Annotated in this window: 18 protein-coding genes; 8 read left to right on the top strand and 10 right to left on the bottom strand. The window is 70.7% G+C overall.

Going from position 1 to position 19,882, the window contains the following annotated elements; all coding sequences use genetic code 11:
• Positions 1-196 precede the first annotated feature (196 nt).
• The 6 genes from AB0I81_RS46250 (at position 197) to AB0I81_RS46225 (ending at position 8,606) form a co-directional block, all read left to right on the top strand.
• On the top strand, positions 197-1,507 hold the full coding sequence (locus AB0I81_RS46250) for an MFS transporter (RefSeq protein ID WP_360671952.1): 1,311 nt from the start codon (positions 197-199) through the stop codon (positions 1,505-1,507).
• Positions 1,508-1,511: 4 nt separating this feature from the next.
• Entirely contained in the window at positions 1,512-3,539 is a 2,028-nt protein-coding gene (locus AB0I81_RS46245) for a molybdopterin oxidoreductase family protein (protein ID WP_360671949.1), read from the top strand.
• On the top strand, positions 3,536-4,930 hold the full coding sequence (locus AB0I81_RS46240) for an FAD-dependent oxidoreductase (protein WP_360671946.1): 1,395 nt from the start codon (positions 3,536-3,538) through the stop codon (positions 4,928-4,930). The genes AB0I81_RS46245 and AB0I81_RS46240 overlap by 4 nt, the downstream gene beginning before the upstream one ends.
• Positions 4,927-7,353, top strand: coding sequence for a nitrite reductase large subunit NirB (gene nirB, locus AB0I81_RS46235; protein ID WP_360671944.1), 2,427 nt, complete (start codon positions 4,927-4,929; stop codon positions 7,351-7,353). Before AB0I81_RS46240 ends, nirB begins: the two co-directional genes overlap by 4 nt.
• Entirely contained in the window at positions 7,350-7,697 is a 348-nt protein-coding gene (gene nirD / locus AB0I81_RS46230; protein WP_360671942.1) for a nitrite reductase small subunit NirD, read from the top strand. The genes nirB and nirD overlap by 4 nt, the downstream gene beginning before the upstream one ends.
• Before the next feature lie 357 nt (positions 7,698-8,054).
• Positions 8,055-8,606: a nuclear transport factor 2 family protein gene (locus AB0I81_RS46225; protein WP_360671939.1), complete on the top strand. Its 552-nt coding sequence runs from the start codon at positions 8,055-8,057 to the stop codon at positions 8,604-8,606.
• Between the two features lie 117 nt (positions 8,607-8,723).
• Here the strand turns inward: AB0I81_RS46225 and AB0I81_RS46220 are convergent, their stop codons facing one another.
• Positions 8,724-8,969, bottom strand: coding sequence for a hypothetical protein (locus tag AB0I81_RS46220; protein WP_360671936.1), 246 nt, complete (start codon positions 8,967-8,969; stop codon positions 8,724-8,726).
• A gap of 116 nt (positions 8,970-9,085) precedes the next feature.
• Here AB0I81_RS46220 and AB0I81_RS46215 point away from each other — a divergent pair, with 116 nt between their 5' ends.
• A complete protein-coding gene (locus AB0I81_RS46215; RefSeq protein ID WP_360671933.1) occupies positions 9,086-9,775 on the top strand; it encodes a hypothetical protein in 690 nt (229 codons plus the stop codon).
• A 109-nt stretch (positions 9,776-9,884) separates the two neighbouring features.
• On the opposite strand, the gene AB0I81_RS46210 is transcribed toward AB0I81_RS46215, so the two are convergent.
• The 5 genes from AB0I81_RS46210 to AB0I81_RS46190 all read right to left on the bottom strand — a co-directional run bounded on the left by AB0I81_RS46210 (position 9,885) and on the right by AB0I81_RS46190 (position 13,510).
• A complete protein-coding gene (locus AB0I81_RS46210) occupies positions 9,885-10,709 on the bottom strand; it encodes a hypothetical protein (RefSeq protein ID WP_360671930.1) in 825 nt (274 codons plus the stop codon).
• A gap of 23 nt (positions 10,710-10,732) precedes the next feature.
• Positions 10,733-11,638 carry a DNA-processing protein DprA gene (locus AB0I81_RS46205; RefSeq protein ID WP_360671928.1) on the bottom strand — a complete coding sequence of 302 codons (906 nt, stop codon included), beginning with the start codon at positions 11,636-11,638 and terminating at the stop codon, positions 10,733-10,735.
• A gap of 142 nt (positions 11,639-11,780) precedes the next feature.
• Complete coding sequence (locus AB0I81_RS46200) at positions 11,781-12,440, bottom strand: FCD domain-containing protein (protein WP_360671925.1); 660 nt, start codon at positions 12,438-12,440, stop codon at positions 11,781-11,783.
• A gap of 72 nt (positions 12,441-12,512) precedes the next feature.
• Positions 12,513-12,989: an ADP-ribosylglycohydrolase family protein gene (locus AB0I81_RS46195; protein ID WP_360671922.1), complete on the bottom strand. Its 477-nt coding sequence runs from the start codon at positions 12,987-12,989 to the stop codon at positions 12,513-12,515.
• Positions 12,902-13,510 (bottom strand): ADP-ribosylglycohydrolase family protein, encoded by a 609-nt coding sequence (locus tag AB0I81_RS46190; RefSeq protein ID WP_360671919.1) that lies wholly within the window; start codon positions 13,508-13,510, stop codon positions 12,902-12,904. Before AB0I81_RS46190 ends, AB0I81_RS46195 begins: the two co-directional genes overlap by 88 nt.
• A 74-nt stretch (positions 13,511-13,584) precedes the next feature.
• Here AB0I81_RS46190 and AB0I81_RS46185 point away from each other — a divergent pair, with 74 nt between their 5' ends.
• Positions 13,585-15,513 carry a Xaa-Pro dipeptidyl-peptidase gene (locus tag AB0I81_RS46185; RefSeq protein WP_360671916.1) on the top strand — a complete coding sequence of 643 codons (1,929 nt, stop codon included), beginning with the start codon at positions 13,585-13,587 and terminating at the stop codon, positions 15,511-15,513.
• A gap of 30 nt (positions 15,514-15,543) precedes the next feature.
• On the opposite strand, the gene AB0I81_RS46180 is transcribed toward AB0I81_RS46185, so the two are convergent.
• The 4 genes from AB0I81_RS46180 to AB0I81_RS46165 form a co-directional block, all read right to left on the bottom strand.
• Positions 15,544-17,628, bottom strand: a complete 2,085-nt coding sequence (locus AB0I81_RS46180) for a hypothetical protein (RefSeq protein WP_360671913.1) — start codon at positions 17,626-17,628, stop codon at positions 15,544-15,546.
• Between the two features lie 46 nt (positions 17,629-17,674).
• Positions 17,675-18,862, bottom strand: a complete 1,188-nt coding sequence (locus AB0I81_RS46175) for an FAD-dependent oxidoreductase (protein WP_360671910.1) — start codon at positions 18,860-18,862, stop codon at positions 17,675-17,677.
• Positions 18,859-19,575 (bottom strand): hypothetical protein, encoded by a 717-nt coding sequence (locus AB0I81_RS46170; protein WP_360671907.1) that lies wholly within the window; start codon positions 19,573-19,575, stop codon positions 18,859-18,861. Before AB0I81_RS46170 ends, AB0I81_RS46175 begins: the two co-directional genes overlap by 4 nt.
• Positions 19,576-19,651: 76 nt before the next feature.
• Positions 19,652-19,882, bottom strand: a complete 231-nt coding sequence (locus AB0I81_RS46165; protein ID WP_360671904.1) for a hypothetical protein — start codon at positions 19,880-19,882, stop codon at positions 19,652-19,654.

Here is a 19,882-nt window from a genome sequence, read left to right as displayed (position 1 = left end):
TCCCCCCTTGTCTGAGTGCAGTTACCCCAGGGGGCACCCGGTAAGCGATCATTACGGGCATGTTTCCCGCGTGACGCATGTGCGGAGCTTGTTACCGAGGTGAATCACCCGTAACGAACGCACAGCCACGGACGGTCAAAGTGCGTAACGAGCGCTTCCTACCTTGGAGATCCGGACGCCGAGCGTAGGAGAGTCAATGGCGCGCTGGATCGCCGAGTGGCATCCCGATGACCCAGCCTTCTGGGAGAGTTCAGGCAAGCGCGTCGCACGCCGGAACCTGATCTTCTCGATCGTGGCCGAGCACCTCGGCTTCACGGTGTGGACGTTGTGGAGCATCGTCGCGACCAAGATGGGGTCGTACGAGTTCACCACCGACCAGCTCTTCTGGCTGGTCGCGTTGCCGAACCTGATCGGCTCGGTGCTGCGGGTGCCCTACACCTTCGGGCCCGCGAAGTTCGGTGGCCGCAACTTCACCGTGGTCAGCGCCCTGTTGCTGCTGATCCCCGCCGTGCTGCTGGGCGTGGCGGTGAACAATCCGGACACTCCGTACTGGCTGTTCCTGGTGATCGCGGCGCTGGCGGGCTTCGGCGGCGGGAACTTCGCCTCCAGCATGGCCAACATCACCTACTTCTACCCGCGCAGCAGGCAGGGCGTCGCGCTCGGCCTGAACGCCGCGGGCGGCAACATCGGCGTCAGCTCCGTGCAGCTCGTCATGCCGCTGGTGATCGGCTCGCTCGGGCTGGCCGCCGCCGGCTGGTTCTGGATCCCGTTCGTGGTGGTCGCCGCGGCCTGCGCCTTCTTCTTCATGGACAACCTGACCAGCGCCAGGGCCAACCCGCGCGAGCAACTCGCGGTGGCGGGCAGGGCCCAGACCTGGATCATGTCCTTCCTCTACATCGGCACGTTCGGCTCGTTCATCGGCTACTCCACCGCCTTCCCGCTGCTGAGCCAGAACCTCTTCCCCGACGCGCCGTACGCCGCGGTGGCCTTCGCCGGGCCGCTGATCGGCTCGCTGATCAGGCCGGTGGGCGGCTGGATGGCGGACAAGCTCGGCGGCGCGCCCGTCACGTTGTGGAACTTCGCCGCGATGGGCGGCGGCGTGCTGCTGGTCTGGGCGGCCAGCACCTCCGGCAACTTCTGGCTGTTCTTCCTGTCCTTCCAGCTCCTCTTCCTCACCTCGGGCATCGGCAACGGCTCCACCTACCGGATGATCCCGGCCATCTTCCAGGCCAAGGCCGTCGCCGAGCGCGGCGAGAGCGAGGAGAGCCTGCTGTACGGCAAGCGTCAGGCCTCCGCCGCGATCGGCATCATCTCGGCGGTCGGAGCCCTCGGCGGCTTCCTGATCAACCGGGCGTTCGGCATGTCGTTCGCCGCGGCGGGCACCCCGACCCCCGCCTTCCTCGCCTTCGGGGTGTTCTACGTCTCCTGCCTCGCCCTGACCTGGTGGTGTTACACCCGCACGGTCGGCGTCAAGATCGTGGCGAGCCTCGCCCACGCCAGGGTCTGACGACGTGACGCCGCCGACGACGACCAAGACGCACTGCCCGTACTGCGCGCTGCAGTGCGGCATGGAGATCGGTCCCGAGCTGGCCATCAGCCCCAGGACCGACATCCCGGCCAACGCCTCGGGAGCGCTGTGCCAGAAGGGATGGACGGCGGGCGAGCTGCTCACCAACGGTGAGCGCCTGACCTCCCCCCTCCTGCACGGCGAGCCCGTGGACTGGGACGTCGCGCTCGACTACGTGGCGTACCGGTTGTCGGCCATCCGCGCCGAGCACGGCCCCGACGCCGTGGCCGTGTTCGGCGGGGGTGGTCTGACCAACGAGAAGGCGTACTCGCTCGGCAAGTTCGCCCGGGTCGCCCTCGGCACCAGCCAGATCGACTACAACGGCCGCTTCTGCATGTCCTCGGCCGCCGCCGCCTCGATCAGGGCGTTCGGCATGGACCGGGGCATGCCGTTCCCGATCACCGACCTGGACGACGCCGACGTCGTGCTGATCGCGGGCGGGAACGTGGCCGAGACGATGCCCCCGTTCGTGCGCCACCTGGACGGCCCGCGCCTGATCGTCATCGACCCGCGCCGCACCCAGACCGCCAAGCTCGCCTGGCTGCACCTACAGCCCACGCCCGGCACCGACCTGGCGCTGGCCCTCGGGCTGCTGCACCTGGCCATCGCCGACGAACTGGTGGACGAGGAGTACGTCGCCGCCAGGACCAACGGCTTCGACGAGGTACGCACCTCGCTGGCCTCCTGGTGGCCCGAGCGGGTCGAGCGGATCACCGGGGTGCCCGTGCACCAGATGCGGCAGGCGGTCAGGGCGATGGCCGCCGTCGGCAGGACCTACATCCTGACCGGGCGCGGCGCCGAGCAGCACGCCAAGGGCACCGACACCGTCACCGCGTTCATCAACCTCGCCCTCGCGCTGGGCCTGCCGGGCCGGCATGGCTCCGGGTACGGCTGCGTCACCGGCCAGGGCAATGGGCAGGGCGGCAGGGAACACGGGCAGAAGGCCGACCAGCTGCCCGGCTACCGCAAGATCGACGACCCGGCCGCCCGCGAGCACATGGCGGGCATCTGGGGCATTCCCGCCGAGGACATCCCCGGGCCGGGGCGGTCGGCGTACGAGCTGCTCGACGCGCTCGGCACCCCCGAAGGGCCGCGCGCGCTGCTGCTGTTCGGCTCCAACCCCGTCATCTCCGCACCCGCCGCCGAGCACGTCGCCGAGCGCATCGGCGCCCTCGACCTGCTCGTCACCTGCGACTTCGTCATGTCGGAGACCGCGGCCCTGGCGGACGTGGTCTTCCCCGTGACGCAGTGGGCCGAGGAGGGCGGCACCATGACCAACCTCGAAGGCCGCGTCCTGCTGCGTGAGCGGGCGGTGACGCCGCCCGAGGGCGTCAGGAGCGACCTCGACGTCATCGCCGGCCTCGCGGAACGGCTCGGCCACACCTTCGGGACCGACCCGCGGGAGGTCTTCGACGAGCTGCGCCGCGCCAGCGCCGGCGGCCCCGCCGACTACTCCGGCATCACCTACGAGCGCATCGCCGGCGAGACCGGCGTGTTCTGGCCGTGTCCCTCGGAGGACCACCCGGGCACGCCGCGTCCTTTCCTCGACTCCTTCGCCCACCCCGACGGCCGGGCCAGGTTCGTGCCCGTCCAGCACCGGCCGTCGGCCGAGGAGACCGACCGGGACTACCCCGTCTACCTGACCACCGGCCGGGTGCTGGCCCACTACCAGAGCGGCGCGCAGACCCGCAGGATCGCGCCGCTCGTTCAGGCCGCCCCCGAGCCGTTCGTCGAGCTGCACCCGGATCTGGCCGAGCAGCTCGACATCGCCGTGGGCGACATCGTGCGCGTCAGCAGCAGGAGGGGCGAGAGCAAGGCCGTGGCCAGGATCAGCGACGCCATCAGGCGCGACACCGTGTTCATGCCCTTCCACTGGGAGGGCGCCAACCGTCTCACCAACCCGGCACTCGACCCGACGTCGAGGATGCCGGAGTTCAAGGTCTGCGCCGTCAGGGTGGAGAGGGACTCATGAGGCTCATCGTCGTGGGGAACGGGATGGCCGGGTCGCGGTTGGTCAGCGAGGTGCGCGCCCGGGACCCGCATATGAAGATCACCGTGTTCGGCGCGGAGACGTGCCAGCCGTACAACCGGGTGCTGCTGTCCAACGTGCTGGCCGGCAGCTCGCGCCCGGAGCAGGTACGGCTGCTCGACCCGTCCTGGTACGAGGCGCACAACGTGGAGGCCGCCTTCGGCAGCGCGGTCGCCCACATCGACAGGGACACCGGTCACGTCGTCACCTCCGACGGCCGGCGCGAGCCGTACGACCTGCTGGTGCTGGCCACCGGCAGTGACGCCATCGTGCCGCCGATCCCCGGCGTGGAGCGGGCCATCCCGTTCCGCACGCTGGAGGACTGCGAGCGGATCATGGAGTCCGCCGAGCACGCCGGACGGGCCGTGGTCATCGGCGGCGGGCTGCTCGGCATCGAGGCCGCCCGCGGCCTGGCCGGGCGGGGGCTGCCGGTCACCCTGCTGCACCTGGCCGGCCACCTCATGGAGCGGCAGCTCGACGTCGAGGCCGGCGAGGTGCTCGGCGAGACGCTGGCCGGGCTCGGCGTGGAGACCCGTACCGGCGTCGCCGCCTCGGGCGTCGAGGAGCACGGCGTCCGCCTGGACGACGGCGAGCTCGTCCGGGGCGACCTGGTGATCCTGGCGTGCGGCGTGCGGCCGGTGACCGGGCTGGCCGCCGAGGCGGGACTCGAAGTGCGGCGCGGTGTCGTCGTGGACGACGAGCTGCGCACCGACGACCCGTCGATCTTCGCCATCGGGGAGTGCGCCGAGCACGAGGGCATGGTCTACGGCCTGGTCGCCCCCGCCTGGGAGCAGGCCGCCGTCGCCGCCGACGTGATCACCGGCGGCAAGGCGCTCTACCGCGGCTCCCGCCTGGTCACCCGCCTGAAGGCCAAGAGCGTCGAGCTGGCCGCCATGGGCGAGACCCAGCTCGGCGAGGAGCACGCCGAGGTGGTGCGCTTCAGCCACCGGGCGCGCGGCACCTACCGCAAGCTCGTCATCCGCGACGGACGGCTGGTCGGCGCGATCCTGCTGGGCGAGAGCGACGCCGTCGGCACGCTCACCCAGCTCTTCGACCGTGGCGGGCCGGTGCCGGGCGACCGGGCGGGGCTGCTGTTCCCCGGGCTGGCCTCGGCGCCCGTGGCCGAGAGCCCGACCCTGATCCCGGACGCGGCCAAGATCTGCCAGTGCAACAACGTGACCAAGGGCCAGATCAGGGCCTGCTGGGAGGCCGGGGCACGGGACGTGGCCGGCGTGGCGGCCGCCACCAGGGCCACCACCGGATGCGGTACGTGCCGCGACGCCGTGGAGGGCATCGTCGGCTGGCTGTGTGAGCAAGAAGGGGTTCCCGCATGAACAGGATCGTCGTCGTAGGGTACGGCCCGACGGCCCACCGGCTCGTCGAGACCCTCACCGCCAAGGGCTTCGACGGAACCGTGACCGTGATCGGGGAGGAGCCGCGGCCCGCATACGACCGGGTGGCGCTGACCTCCTACCTGTCCGGCGTCACCCTGGAGGACCTCACCTACGAGATGCCCTCCGGGATCGTGACCAGGCTGAACACCCGGGTCACCGGCATCGACAGGGAGGCCGGGCTGGTCACGCTGGCCGACGGCGGCAGCGAGCCGTACGACGTGCTCGTGCTGGCCACCGGCTCCGCGCCGTTCGTGCCGCCGGTGCCCGGCGCCGAGCACGCCTTCGTCTACCGCACGATCGACGACCTGGACGCCATCAGGAAGGCCGCCAAGAACGCCGTCGAGGGCGTCGTGGTCGGCGGTGGCCTGCTGGGCCTGGAGGCGGCCGACGCGCTGCGGGCGCTCGGGCTGAAGGCGCACATCGTCGAGATGAGCCCCTGGCTGATGCCCCGCCAGGTGGACGAGGGCGGCGGCGCGGTGCTGAAGTCGCACATCGAGGGCCTGGGGCTGGGCGTGCACGCCGGGGCGGGCGTGCAGGAGATCGTGCACGACGGCGAGCAGGTCACCGGGCTGCGCAAGCCCGACGGGACCGTGCTGGACGCCCAGGTCGTGGTGTTCTCGGCGGGCATCAGGCCGCGCGACGAGCTGGCCAGGTCCTCCGGGCTGGAGGTCGGCCCCCGTGGCGGCATCGTGGTGGACGAGGGGATGCTGACCTCCGACCCGTCGATCTACGCGGTCGGCGAGTGCGCGCTGGCCGGCGGCATGGTGTACGGGCTCGTCGCGCCGTGCAACTCGATGGCCGACGTCGTGGCGGACCGGATCATGGGCGGCTCGAAGACGTTCGACGGGGCCGACATGTCCACCAAGCTCAAGCTGCTGGGCGTGGAGGTGGCCCAGTTCGGGGCGATGGAAGGGGCGCTGGACGTCACCTACATGGACCCGGTGGGCGGGGTCTACAAGAAGTTGTTCATCAGCGACGACGCGCGGACGCTGCTGGGCGGCATCTGCGTGGGCGACGCCTCGCCGTACACCTCGTTGCGGCCGTTCGTGGGCAAGGAACTGCCGGCCTCGCCGTCGGACCTGCTGTTCAGCGGGGCGGGCGCGAACCTCGACGTGCCCGACGAGGCGCAGGTCTGCTCGTGCAACAACGTGTGCGCGGGCGACATCCGCACGGCCATCGCCGACCAGGGCGTCACCGACGTGCCGGGGCTGAAGGCGTGCACCCGGGCCGGCACGACCTGCGGCAGCTGCGTGCCGCTGCTCAAGCAGTTGCTGGAGAAGTCGGGCGTCGAGGTGAGCAAGGCGCTGTGCGAGCACTTCACGTACTCGCGGGCCGAGCTGTTCGACATCGCCCGGGTACGCGGCGTCACGACCTTCTCCGAGCTGATCGGGCAGCACGGCACCGGCAGGGGCTGCGACATCTGTAAGCCGGCGGTGGCCTCGATTCTGGCCTCGCTGCACAACGGGCACGTGCTGGAGGGCGAGCGGGCGACCCTGCAGGACACCAACGACAAGTTCCTGGCCAACATCCAGAAGAACGGCACCTACTCGGTCGTCCCGCGCATCCCCGGCGGTGAGATCACGCCGGAGAAGCTGATCGTGATCGGCGAGGTGGCCCGCGACTTCGGTCTCTACACCAAGATCACCGGTGGGCAGCGCATCGACCTGTTCGGCGCCACCGTCGATCAGCTGCCGGAGATCTGGCGGCGGCTGGTGGACGCCGGGTTCGAGTCGGGGCACGCGTACGGCAAGGCGCTGCGCACGGTCAAGTCCTGCGTCGGCTCGACCTGGTGCCGCTACGGCGTGCAGGACTCGGTGGGCATGGCGATCGCGCTGGAGCTGCGCTACCGCGGCCTGCGCTCGCCGCACAAGCTCAAGTCGGCCGTCTCCGGCTGCGCCCGCGAGTGCGCGGAGGCCAGGTCGAAGGACTTCGGCATCATCGCCACCGAGCAGGGCTGGAACCTGTACGTCGGCGGCAACGGCGGCTTCAAGCCCCGCCACGCCGACCTGCTGGCCAACGACCTGAGCTCGGAGGAGCTGATCAGGACCATCGACAGGTTCCTGATGTTCTACATCCGCACCGCCGACCGGCTCCAGCGCACCGCCGCCTGGCTGGAGTCGCTGGACGGCGGGCTCGACTATCTCCGTGAGGTGATCATGGAAGACTCGCTGGGCATCTGCGCCGACCTGGACGCGCAGATGGAACACCACATCGCCACCTACGCCGACGAGTGGGCCGCCACGCTGGACGACCCGGACAAGCTCGACCGGTTCGTCAGCTTCGTCAACGCCCCCGGCACGCCCGACCCGTCGATCGTGTTCGGCAACGAGCGCGGCCAGATCAAGCCGGTGATGGCCCGATGAACTGGACCTCGATCTGCGCCTTCGACGCGCTGCGGCCGGAGAGCGGCGTCTGTGCCCTGGTGGAGGGCGTCCAGGTGGCGATCTTCCGTACCTATGACGGGGACCTGTACGCGCTGGCCAACCTCGACCCCTACAGCGGCGCGTACGTGCTCTCCCGGGGCATCGTCGGGACCAGGAAGGGTGAGCCGACGGTGGCCTCGCCGCTGCACAAGCAGGTCTACAGCCTGGTGACCGGGCGCTGCCTGGACGACGAGACGCTGTCGGTGCCGGTCTACTCCGTGCGGACGGGCGACACCGGGCACGTGGAGGTCAGCCTGGAACAGCGGGTGAAGGCGGGCGTCTGACGCCGCTAGGCATCGTTCTCCGCGGCGCCCACCTCGACCGGTGGGTAGACGTGTGCGCCGCGGTGGGCCAAGGGGAGCACGCAACGCCGATCTGACTCGACGCTCAAGCAGCGCTCGGCGTCCTCGCGCTGGGGGAGGGGTTCGGATTTCGCCTGGGTTCGCGGCACTAGAGGGACGCTATAGGCGGTTCCGGGCAAGCTGGTCTCAAGGCGGCAACGATCGCGGCTCTGACAGGTCTCTTCAAATCCCGTGAACCTCTCCCGTTTCGCCGGGAGCTGTGCCCGTACCAGGTAAAGGGGTTGTGCGGAGTGCCTAAACCGCGCATTCGCGGTTGATCGGCGGGGGCATCAAGCGGCCATGAGCAAGATTTCTCAGCGCAGGGCACTCCTGCTGGCCGCACTAGTGCCCGCCCTCCTGCTCGCGGGCTGTTCCGCGAGCAACAACACACAGGCGATGAAGGGGGCGGCGGTCCCCACGGACATGGACTCCATGTCGCCCGGCGATTCTCCCGACACGACGGACTCGGGCGAGGCGTCGCCGAGCGGCACCGGGGAAGGCGGCGGCGAGCCGCAGTCGGCCGTCCAGGGCTTCTTCAGCGCGCTGAAGTCCGGGAACGTGGACCAGGTCGTCAGCGCCTTCGCCGACGACGGCATGGCGGCGGTGGACGGGCAGGCCACGGCGGAGGGCAGCCAGGCGATCCGCAGCCTGTTCCAGAAGCAGCTCCAGGGCGCGAACGGCATGGGGGACGCCACACACACCGTCGGGGACACCAAGACCGCAGGGGACGATGACGCGATCGTCACGGCAACGAGCAAGCAGGGCAACAAGAACCTCCGTGAGCTGTTCGTGCTCACGCGGAACGGCGGGGAGTGGAAGATCTCGCAGTTCATGAACAACCGGGCATCCTGAGGGAGCGGGTTGGCGGCGGGTCGTACGAGACCGGCCGCCATCCTGGCTCTCAGTTCTGAGCGGCGGTCATCTCTGAGCGGCCGTCATCTCTGAGCGGCGCTCAGCTCTGGGTGGCGTTCAGTTCTGGGTGGTGTCGCCGGGGATGCGGGGGCGGATGCGGCGCTGGTCGACCAGGGCGAGGTAGACCGCGAAGGCGCCTCGGGACCACATGTCGGCCTGCTGCGCGGTCAGCCTGATCTCCTCGCCCTCATGGGAAACGATCATGTATCCGCCCAGTGGCATCCGTCGCCACGCGATCAATACGTTCTCGTACACGAGCACGTCGAGCATCGCGGTCAGATATTCACGTCCGGCGGCGGACACGGCGCAGGCCTCCTCGCCCCCATTGTGCGCGCCCTTTCAGGAAATGTCGCATATCTAACGGGGGCTCCGGAGAACCTCGGACGCGCCTGCGGTGTACCAACACCGGAGGTGGTCACATGAGGAAGCTCCTGGTCGTGCTGGCCGGAGTGCTGGTGCTGGTCGTCGGGGCGCTGCCGGTCGCCGCGGCCGGCAACTGGGCCGTGACGTACATGGATCCGGCGCCGTCCCGGTTCGAGGACGGGGAGTCGTACGCGCTGGGGTTCTGGGTGCTGCAGCACGGCAACCATCCATTCGAGGGGAAGATGGAGCCGGTCGGGCTGCGGTTCACGGGTTCGGGCGGCGAGAGCCTGACCTTCGCGGGCACGGCGTTGCCCGAGGCGGCGCACTACGCGACGTCGGTGGTGGTGCCGCGGGGCGTGTGGCGGGTGCAGGGCATCCAGGGGCCGTTCGAGCCGTACGAGGTGGGCACGCTCACCGTGCCCGGCTCGCTGAAGATCAACCCTGTGGCGCAGGACATGGTGCTGCCCGGGGGCGAGGACTACTGGGGCGACGTGCGGCCGCCCGGGTTCGCGCCAGGAGAGAAGATCGGCCTCGCCGTCGGCGCGCCCGCCGCTCCCCAGGCGACCGCCACACCACGTGAGCAGACGGCGGCGGCCGAGTCCGGCGGCGTGCCCGCGTACACGCTGCTCATCGCCGCCGGCGTCGGCGCCCTGCTGGCCGTGGCGGCGCTGCGCCTGACCGTGCTGCGACGCAGGCGGGAGGAGCCGTCCGAGCCGTCCGCCGACACGGTCGTCATCTCCGGCTAGCGGACCACCGGGGTGCGCCCTGACGCCGCCCTTCCCCGAGCGGCACGCGTCGGGGCGCACCCCGGTTCAGATGTGGCGTTCCTGCTGGTCGAGGATGGAGACCGCGGCCTCAGTCCTCCTGGCCCGATGGGGCGGCCCATGACGTGGGCCGGGGATGTGGTGGCCAGTGGCGACAACTCCTGCCGATGACCGGACAGATGCTCACGGAGTACTCGCGGTCGGTGAGAATCTGCTGCATGGATGCTTCGGTGAGCGATCGCGGCGAGTCTGTACGGATACGGCGCGCGATGACGAGGATCGTCACCTCCGAGGCTCCCGCGAGCAGGAGCGCGGAAGCCGCCGACTGAGCGTGACCGCCCTGCACCCAGGTGTCCTCGAGCACGAGGATGTGTTTGTCCGTCACTGTGCTCGGCTCGGGCACGATGAAGTGTCCGGGCCGCAGATCACGGCGCTGGGCCTCAGGGATTCCCACGGCGGCTTCGAGCTCCACGGGGGCCCAATGGCCGGGCAGGACGGACGCCAGGACAGCGAGGGGATGGACGCCCGGCCGTCCCCTGAGTGAGGGGACCGTCGTCATGCCGGTGACAGGCTTGGACGCCACGATGTCGAGACACGACGCGTGCGTCTGGGCGAAACCCAGAAGAAGGAGAAGTAACCGTTGGTAGGAGGGATTGCGAAGCCGCTGAGCAGCGGGCATTGGATCTTTGTACCGATACATGTCCCGGTCGGCCTGAGTGCCCACCACGGCGTAGGTCAACGGGACGACCCGCCGTGCGACGGGCACGTCTCCCCTGCGGGCATCCTCATTACAGCGGTAGCACCGCGTGTATTGCGAAGCGAGCGGCCCTGTGCAGACCTCACAGGTGACGTTCGGAATCTGAAGGGGATTCGTCATGATCGCGCCAAGCCGCTCGCGAATCATCTCCTGGAGCACCGGTAGCGTCTCCGCCAATCGCGTCAGCCCATCCGGGAAAGAAATCTCTCAAGCTGGAGTGGACGGTCCATCAACTCATCGACGATGGTCATCGCTTCATGAGCGTCCTTGGCCACGTGGACATCGGGTTTGTCCGCCGTGACCCGTCCCCACTGAGTGCGATCGACGACTGACCGCATCAAGATCACGGGCCGCCCATGCTCCACGGCCTTACGCGCCTGGATGCGAGTCCCGCTCCGCTCGCTGGCCTCAACGATGATCGTCGCCAGACTATAGCCCGACATCGTGCCGTTGCGCAGGGGAAACGTCGTCTTGTCGGGTGTTCTGTCCGGCCAGAACTGAGAGAACACGGCCCCTTGCTCGGCCACCACTCGATGGAGGTCGCGATTTTCGGGGGGGAAGTGTTTACGGATCCCGGTGCCGATAACGGCCACTGTCCGGCCGCCCGCGCGAAGCGCGGCCTCATGAGCCGTGGTGTCAACGCCCGCGGCCAGCCCTGAGACAACGGTGAGACCGCGCTCGACCAGCCGGGTCGCCAGCTCGGCGGCAAGGGCCCGGCCCTGTGGTGAGACCGTTCGGGAGCCGACCACCGCTACCCCGTCGTCCTCCTCAAGGACCGCCCCGCGGGCGAACAGCAGCGGAGGCCGATCGAACACATCGCGCAATCGGTGGGGGTAACGCCGGTCTCCCATGGTTATGACGTGAATGCCGTCCTGCTCCCAGGAGGAGATCTCTTCTCCTGCGCCCGCCAGCGCTTCCTCCATCGGATCGGAGAACAGGTCGACGGGATCCAGGCGTTCGCGCAGCACCGCCACTGGCGACGCCTCTTCGGTGAGTCGCTGGACAAGCTCACGCTCGCCCTTCTCCGTGGGGGTGCGGCGAAGCAGCGCCACCATCGCGGCGCGTTCCCTGTCGTCCCAGCGGCTCACAGCAAACAGCCTAGTGTCCTGACCGGCTCCGCGTCATCCCGGTCATCGAACACGTGTACTGATTTGGCATGTTCGCTCAAAGACTTCCCGCTGTTTCGTTACCACGCCTGCGGCCAGGCGCGGCAGGCCGGGGAGGGGTGGTTCAGAGGTGGCGTTCCTGCTGGTCGAGGATGGAGACTGAGACCGCGACCGCCTTGGCCGGGTCTGCCTCCTCGATGGCGCGCAGCAGTTCCGCGTGCGAGGAGTCCGGGGTCAGGGCCGCCTGTTCCTGGTCTCTGACGCTGTCGCGCAGGGCGTCGCTCATGCTGCGGTAGAGGTCGCCCAGCAGCGCGTTGTGGGCCGAGTCCGCGACCTGCAGGTGGAAGTCCACGTCCGCGTCGGCGAACCCGTCGAGGTCGCCGGTGCGTGCCGCCGCGTCCCTGCGGGCCAGGGTGGCGCGCATCGCGATCAGGTCCTCCTCCGTGCGCCGGCCGGCGGCCAGGCGGGCCGCGACCAGGTCGAGCCCGCGGCGTACGTCGATGATGTCCATGGCGGCGGCCGTGTCGAGCCGGCGACGCAGCGCGACCTTGGACTCGTCGGTCGCGGTCACGTACGTGCCATCGCCCTGCCTGGTGTGCAGCAGCCCCGCGTGGGCCAGGACCCGCACCGCCTCCCGTACCGACAGCCTGCTCATGCCCAGGCTCTCCGCCAGACGGCTCTCGGACGGGATCTTGGTGCCGACCGGCCACACCCCCGCGGCGATCTCCCGGCGGAGCTCGGCGATCGCGGCGTCCACGAGCGAAGTCCGAGCGACGTTACGCATGCACCTTCTCCTCATCGGCTGGAGACATCCACCCTAGATGCTGCCGGACGGGAGTGACGGGCCGTGACGCCGTCAGGCGAGTTCGGCGGCGAGGCGCTCGATCGTGTCCCTGCCCTCCAGCGGGCGGAGCCAGGCGGCGGGCAGCACGCTCGCGCCGTGCAGCGCGCCCAGGAGGTTGCCGCACACCGAGCCGGTGGAGTCGCTGTCGCCCGAGTGGTTGACCGACAGCAGCAGCGCCTTGTCCACTGACGGCTCGGCCAGGGCGCTGTAGACGCCGATGGCCAGCGCCTCCTCGGCCACCCAGGCGCCGCCCAGTGACTCGACCGCCTCGGGCGAGTGGCCGCCGCCGGCCGCCAGGAGCACGGCGGCGCGCAGGGCCGTGGTGGTCTCCTCGTGGCCCGGATAGGTGGCCAGCAGGTCCATGGCCCGGCGGACGGCGGACTCCAGGGCCTCGCCGGTCATCAGGTGCGCGATGATCGCCGCGAAGGCTCCCGCGGCGAGGTAGCCGGTCGGGTGGCCGTGGGTGATCTGCGCGCAGGCCGCCGACAACTCGAACGCTCCCGCACCGCCAAGTCGTGCACGGTCTCGGCGCCTTCCTGCGCGCCCACGTCCTGCACGGCCCCGGCTCCTTCTCGCGCGGCCCCGGCGTTTTCCCGCACGTCCTCCTCGTAGGACGGGAAGGGGAGCAGGCCGAACGGGGCCGAGCGCATCACCGTGCCGCAGCCCTTCGAGTCGGAGTTCACCGGGCCCGGCGCGCCCCACGTGGACGGCCCGGGAAAGGGGCGGTGCAGGCCCGACAGGCAGGCGTTGCCCGGGGCGCGCCGGGAGTACAGCCACTGCTCCTCCCGCAGCCGCCCCGTCCGGTGGGGGAGGTCCCCGTCCGGCGGTGAGTGGTGTTGCTGGGTGTCCAGCCAGCGCAGGTACGCCCGGCGGACCGCCTCGACCGTAGCCTCCCGCCTGCCGGGGCCGACCGGCGCGCCGTCGCCCTTTCCGGCGCCGGTGCCACTAGCGTGACCAGCGGTGACGCGGGCGCCCAGGAGGCAGCCTCGGATTCTGTCCAGAACATCCACACCTCGGATATTGCCACCTCCCGGGCCGTCTGAGAGATTCCGTTCTATCTGGTTATCTGTCCCGGAGGTCACGCGTGTCCCAATTACGCCCAGCCCTCTTCGCCGTCGCCCTCACCCTCGCGATCGCGACACCCGCTCAGGCCGCCACCGCCGCCGTTCCCACGATCAAGATCGAGAACGGTCGTACGCAGCCTGTCTTCTCGTACGCCGACGCCATCCGCGAGCACGTGTACGTCGAGTCGACCGTCGACAGCGACCTGGACGGCAAGCTCGACAAGGTCAGGGTGGACATCATCAGGCCCAAGGAGTCCGGCCCGGGGCTCAGGGTGCCGGTGGTCATCGACGAGAGCCCGTACTACGACAACTCAGGCCGAGGAAACGAGTCAGAGCGCAAGATTTACGACGCCGCCGGAAATGTCGCGAAATTTCCGCTCTTCTATGACAACTACTTCGTACCCCGCGGCTACGCCGTGCTCAACGTCGACATGCTCGGCACCACCAGGTCCGAAGGCTGCCCGGACATCGGCGGCAAGGCCGACGTGCTGGGCGGCAAGGCCGTCATCGACTGGCTGAACGGCCGCGCCAAGGCCGTCAGGGCCGACGGCAGCCCGGCCGTGGCCGACTGGACGACCGGCAAGTCCGCCATGATCGGCAAATCGTACGACGGCACCCTGGCCAACGCCGTCGCCGCCACCGGCGTCGAGGGCCTCAAGACCATCGTGCCCATCTCGGCGATCAGCTCCTGGTACAAGTACCAGCGCTCGAACGGCGTCATCTACAACTACGACTACGCCTCCTGGCTGGCCAACTACGTCGACACCGACCCAGAGCCCAAGTGCAAGCCGGTACGCGACAAGATGGACGCCGAGGACGGCGACGACACCGGCAACTACAATCCGTTCTGGGCCGAGCGCGACTACATCGAGGGCCTGCTCGGCGACGTCTCCAAGGTCAAGGCCAGCGTCTTCGTGATCCACACGGTCAACGACCTCAACGTCAAGCCCGACAACTTCTCCACCTGGTGGAAGGCCCTGGCCGACCGGCACGTGCCGCGCAAGATCTGGGTCGGCCAGACCCAGCACGTGGACCCGTTCGACTTCGAGGGCCGCAGAACCCTGTGGGTGGACACGCTGCACCGCTGGTTCGACCACTGGCTGCACGGCGTGCGCAACGGGATCACGAACGAGCCCCGCGCCGACGTCGAGATCGGCCCGAAGCAGTGGATCACCCAGCGGGACTGGCCCGCGCCGTTCGCGCTCAGGGCGTCGCTGCGACCCGCGGCCGACGGCTCGCTCGGCCTGCGACCCGCCGCCAGGAACAGCACCGCCACCTTCACCGACGTCCGCATGAGTGAGGAGGACATGGTCGCCGACGTGGGCACGGCGAAGCCGGGCCGGGTGGCGTTCACCACCGGCGCGCTCCCGCTCAACCTGCGCCTGTCCGGCACGCCCACCGCCGACCTGCGGGTCAAGCTGGACAAGCCCACCTCCAACCTGACCGCACTCCTGGTCGACTTCGGCGAGACCGAACGAGTCGATTGGCGGCGCGGCCAGGGCATCACCACGCTCACCGAGGAGGACTGCCACGGGGAGAGCACCGCGGCCGACGACGCCTGCTACCGCAAGGTGGTCACGAACGTGGCCACCCGCCCACTGGAGATCGTCGCCCGCGGCTGGATCGACGTGCAGAACCGCGACTCGCTCAGCCGGGCCGAGCCGCTGCCCGCGGGCACGTACGGCAAGGTCAAGTGGCTGACGCTGCCGCAGGACTACACCTTCAAGAAGGGCCACAGGATCGGCCTGGTGATCGCCGGAACCGACTCGACCTACGGCAATGAGGCGGGAACCGGCGCGAACGTCACCGTCGACCTGGCCAGGAGCAGCGTCAGCGTGCCGTTCGTGCTGGGCACGCCGCTGGCCGACGTACCGAAGGACACCTCCAGGTTCCGCGGTCCCGAGCGGTTGGACCTGCCCGAGCCCGAGCCTGAGTTCCAGTTCTACTAAACCCCCTCTGCGGGTGGGAGCCGCCGGCTCCTACCCGCAGCCCCTCATGTGGACGCCGCCGCGGGCGTCGACCATCAGCACGTCGTCGCGCGGGGCGGCCGTCCAGGCCACGTTCATGGTGAGCGTGCCCCTGGCGGTGGTGGTGCCGCCGGTGCGGCGGCCGTCGCCGGTGGTCCTGCCGGCCCACCGGACGGTGATCTGCCCGCGCCGCACCTGCGGCTCCGCCGCACAACCGTCCCGTGGCTCCCTGACGCGGAAGCGGGTCCCCGAGACGGCTATGCCGTTCGTGCCGGTGGCCGAGATGATCTCGCACCGGCCCGTGCACGACAGCGAGAACGATCCCGTACGCGCCGCGCCCAGCCACTCCGACGACGGCGACAGGCGCGCCACCGGCGGCGCCGGCCTGGGCAGTTCGGCCTTCCTGGGCACGGCCTTCAGCCGCGACGCCGGGGCGGCCTCGGCGGTGGTGACCTCGGCCACCCGGCGCGAGGGCTCCTGCAGCAGCACGCTCGTCTGCGCGGCGGCCTTGGTGAGCGTGGCCGGATGTTCGCGGGCGTTCATGACGGCCCAGATCAGCCCGGCCGCCAGCAGGCCCACGCCCATGATCAGCCCGAGCCTGGCCACGGCCCTGATCGGGGTGCCCGGCTCGGGATCGTCCTCATCCTCGGGCGGGTTGCGCCAGAACTCCTGCCACTGCTCGCCGTCCCCGTTTGGCCCCTGGTTGAGCGAGGACAGGGTGATGCCGCCGTAGCGGACGATCGCGCCCTGGTCGTGGACGCCGTTGCTCTCGCCTTTGGTCGAGGTGGTGTAGACGAGCTTGTCGCCGTAGGCGCCGCCGCGGAAGGGGCGCAACCGGCTCGGCGGCGTGAAGGGATGACGTCCGCGTACGGCCGGCGCCGCCTGCTGCTCCTGACCTGCGTCGTCCGCAGGGACGTCCGCGGGGATGTCCACGGGGGCGGCGAGCGGCATGTCATGCGCCGGGGGAGGCGGCCGGTGGTCCGGGCCGTGACCCGGGGGAGATCCGTGAGCCGGGGAGGATCCGTGTGCCGGGGCGGATCCGTTGTCGGCGTCATGCGCCGGGGCGGGTGGCCGGTGGTTCGACCCATTGGCCGGGAAAGGCGATCGGTGGTTGGGATTGTGGGCAGGGGGAGGTTCGTGGTTCGCGACGGGCGCCGCCAGCGGCCCAGGGCCGGGCATGGGCGCGGGACGGTGCCGCTGGCCGGGGACGGTCGGTGGGTGATGCTCCTGGTCGGCGGCGGCCGCGCCCGCCGCCGACCAGGGCTTTCCCGGCGTCGCCGTCGTGGGGTCGGCGACCGGGAGGGACGGCGTGGCGTTGGCGACCGGCGGATCCGGGGACGAAAGGCCGGTCTCCACCAGTGTGCGGGCCTGCACAGGAAAGCCGTCGGCTCGCCATAGTGGCCCCTCGCCGGGCAACGGCTGCGCCAACGCCAGCCGGTTGGGAAGTGTGCCGGGCAACGACGCGATCGGCAGCCGGCGCAGCAGCGCCTCCGCCGTCATGGTCCTGGGCGCGGCCCGGCAGGTCGCGCAGGACTGGATGTGCCGGCCGATCCTGGCCCTGGCCCGCCGGCCGGGAGCCGTGACCCACTCCGCCATCCGTGCCGTCAGGTCGGGACATCCGTCGGGGGAGCGCGCGGCCATGATCGCGGCGAACCACTCCTCCAGGCCGGCGGCGGCCCGCGTCACGATGGCGCGCACCTCGGCCTCGGGCAGCTCGAAGATCACGGCGATCTCCGCATCGGCCAGGCCGTGCCGTACGGCCAGGTCGAGCAGTTCGCGCCGCGGGCGATCCAGGGACAGCAGCGCCTCGGGCAGCAGCTCCGACATGCGGCCGGGCCGCGACCAGGAGCCGATGCTGGCGGGCTTGGCCACGACCGCCCGGTGGGCGCGGGCCACCGCGTACAACCAGGGTCGTCGCAGGCCGGGGTCCACCACGCGGTCCACGTACAGGTGCGCCGTCATCGCGGCGCCGGCGACCGCCTGCTCGGCGTCGCCCGTGGCGAGCTCGGTGCGGCAGTAGTCGTAGAGGCGGGCGCCGTGCTTGTCGCACAGGTCGCGGATGGCCTGGCGGGCGTCGTCGGACAGGGTTCGCCACATCCGGTGTCACCTCCTCCTATCGGTACGTGGACGCGTACGGGTCGTGCTAAGTCCTTCCGGCGGAACCCGGCACGGCGGGATCGGGAGCGTCGAGCAGCGACGCCTGCGCCAGGTACGCGCGCGTGGCGTCGGGATCCCCCGCGATGGCCCGTAACCCCGCCATGGCCGCCGCGAGCCTGGCGCTGTCGCGCTCACGCACGCCCGCCAGCCGCGCCTCCCTGCGCGGGATCACCCGGTGCAGCAGCACGGAGCGCCGCCGCCAGGCCCAGGCCTCCAGCGCGGCGGGCCGGGCGTAGCCGCCGGCGACGGCCGCGATCACCCGCCCGGCCTCGGCGGCGTCGTGGATGCCCGCGTTCATGTTCAGCCCGCCGACCGTCGAGGTCAGGTGCGCGGCGTCGCCCACGAACAGCACCCGCCCGCACCGGTAGGAGGTCAGCACCCCCTTCGACAACTCGAACCGGTCGGCGCCGGTCACCCGGATCGGCTCGGTGGCTCCCGGCAGGGCCCTGCGGAGCAGCAGGGACAGGTTCGAGATGGACAGTGGCTCGTGCGTGTCGCAGGGGATCTTGAAGATGATCCGCCAGTGGTCGCGCAGCCCGATCAGGGTGCACGACTGCTGCACGTCGCGGACGTGGGTCAGCGGCGCCAGGCTCGGCAGCAGCCGGTCGAGCGGCGAGTCGGTGAAGACGCGCAGCGCCTGCGTCGGATAGGCGGACCTGGGGAAGGGCAGGCCCAGCGAGCCGCGTACGGTGCTGTGCGCGCCGTCGGCGGCGATCATGTACCGGGCCCGCGTCCAGGTGTGGCCGACGCGGACCCGGATCCCTGTGCCGCCCTCCGCCACACCGTCCACGTGGGTGCCGAACCGCACGTCCACGTCCGGGTAGACGCTCAGGGCGGAGAGCAGCAACGAGGTCAGCGAAGCCTGGTCGGCGTGGATCCTGAACGGATGCTTGGTCAGGCCGTCCAGCCGGTTCATACCCATCTCGGCCAGTACGGTCCCGGGCCGGTCACGCCACTGCACCCGGTCCACCACCCGGCCCGCGGCCACGAGCCTGGCGGCGACGCCGAGATCGTCCAGCAGGTCCAGCGTGGCGGGGTGGAAGGTGCACGCGCGCGCGTGGCGGGGCGGCTCGCTCTCGCGCTCCAGCACGGTGACCGGGATCGCCGCCCTGGCCAGCGCGAGCGCGGCGGTCAGCCCGGCGGGGCCGGCTCCGACGACGATGACGCCTTTCATGCCGTGCGCCCCCCTTGGGCCGTCACGCGGCGGCGGTGGGGCACGCGGCTGAGCGTCACGTGCCGCCCGACGGCCCTGGACAGGGCCCACCAGGCCACGCAGAGGTTGGAGGTGAGCACCGTCCGGTCGTTGCCGCTGGTCAGCCGGCGCAACACGGGCAACGTGGGCAGCCCGGTGCCGGTGAACAGCAGCACGGCGTCCCCGGGTAACTCCGCCGGCTCGACCTGGCTGATCAGTTCGGCGGGAGTGACCGCGTAGGAGGAGTAGCCGTCGCGGGCCCGTACCTGCACCACGCGGGAGACGTCCACCCCGGCGGACTTCCAGAACCGCTCGGCCAGGTCCGTCACCCACGGCTGGTACGGCGAGACCAGCACGATGTCGCCGGCCATCACGTGCTCCATCGCCTCACGCATGGCCAGCGTGGCCGTGGCGAACGGCACCCCGGTCGCCGCGGTCAGTTCGTCGCACTGCTCGCGGTCCTCCTCGGGCGCGAGCAGGTAGCGGGGTTCGCTGCAGGCCATGACCAGCGCGCTGAGCCGCAGGCCGTCGAAGACGCCCGCCATGGCGGGCAGGGCCGCGTTGTAGCTGTCCAGCCGGTCCGCCAGGGACGGCCCCGGGCGTACGGGGAGGCGGGCGACGTGCATGTCGGCCCGGGAGCCGAGCAGCCTGGTCAGCTCCGGTTCCGCCGACGGGTTCGCGGGAGCCACGATCACGCCGATCCTGCCGCGGCTCACTGGATGCCCCGGACGGTGCGCATGGTCTTCCTCCTGTGCGGGAAGGTCGAGCGGATCAGGAGGCGCGGTGCCGCAGCGCCTGGTCTATCTCGGTGATGGCCTCGACGGACACCTGGCGGATGCGACGCAAACTGTGCACGGTCCGCGCCGATCCCGCGCTCTGCGTGATTCGCGCCGACTCAGTGGGAGACCGGCTCTCACCCCATGAGGGCGGCGGCGCGCCGGGCGGTACGCCCCGTGCGTGCACTTCGTGCGGTTGTGACCTGCGCAGCTCTTCGGAGAGCAT

Origin of the sequence: Nonomuraea sp. NPDC050404 (genome assembly GCF_040655495.1) — a bacterium.
Taxonomy (GTDB): domain Bacteria; phylum Actinomycetota; class Actinomycetes; order Streptosporangiales; family Streptosporangiaceae; genus Nonomuraea.
The sequence above is the reverse complement of the archived record's forward strand: the minus strand, read 5'-3'. Positions and strand labels throughout refer to the sequence as shown.

Coding starts and splice junctions, on each gene's coding strand:
- AB0I81_RS46250 (WP_360671952.1), top strand. CDS start 197: ATGGCGCGCTGGATCGCCGAGTGGCATCCCGATGACCCAGCCTTCTGG.
- AB0I81_RS46240 (WP_360671946.1), top strand. CDS start 3,536: ATGAGGCTCATCGTCGTGGGGAACGGGATGGCCGGGTCGCGGTTGGTC.
- nirB (WP_360671944.1), top strand. CDS start 4,927: ATGAACAGGATCGTCGTCGTAGGGTACGGCCCGACGGCCCACCGGCTC.
- nirD (WP_360671942.1), top strand. CDS start 7,350: ATGAACTGGACCTCGATCTGCGCCTTCGACGCGCTGCGGCCGGAGAGC.
- AB0I81_RS46225 (WP_360671939.1), top strand. CDS start 8,055: ATGAGCAAGATTTCTCAGCGCAGGGCACTCCTGCTGGCCGCACTAGTG.
- AB0I81_RS46215 (WP_360671933.1), top strand. CDS start 9,086: ATGAGGAAGCTCCTGGTCGTGCTGGCCGGAGTGCTGGTGCTGGTCGTC.
- AB0I81_RS46200 (WP_360671925.1), bottom strand. CDS start 12,440: ATGCGTAACGTCGCTCGGACTTCGCTCGTGGACGCCGCGATCGCCGAG.
- AB0I81_RS46180 (WP_360671913.1), bottom strand. CDS start 17,628: ATGTGGCGAACCCTGTCCGACGACGCCCGCCAGGCCATCCGCGACCTG.
- AB0I81_RS46175 (WP_360671910.1), bottom strand. CDS start 18,862: ATGAAAGGCGTCATCGTCGTCGGAGCCGGCCCCGCCGGGCTGACCGCC.
- AB0I81_RS46165 (WP_360671904.1), bottom strand. CDS start 19,882: ATGCTCTCCGAAGAGCTGCGCAGGTCACAACCGCACGAAGTGCACGCA.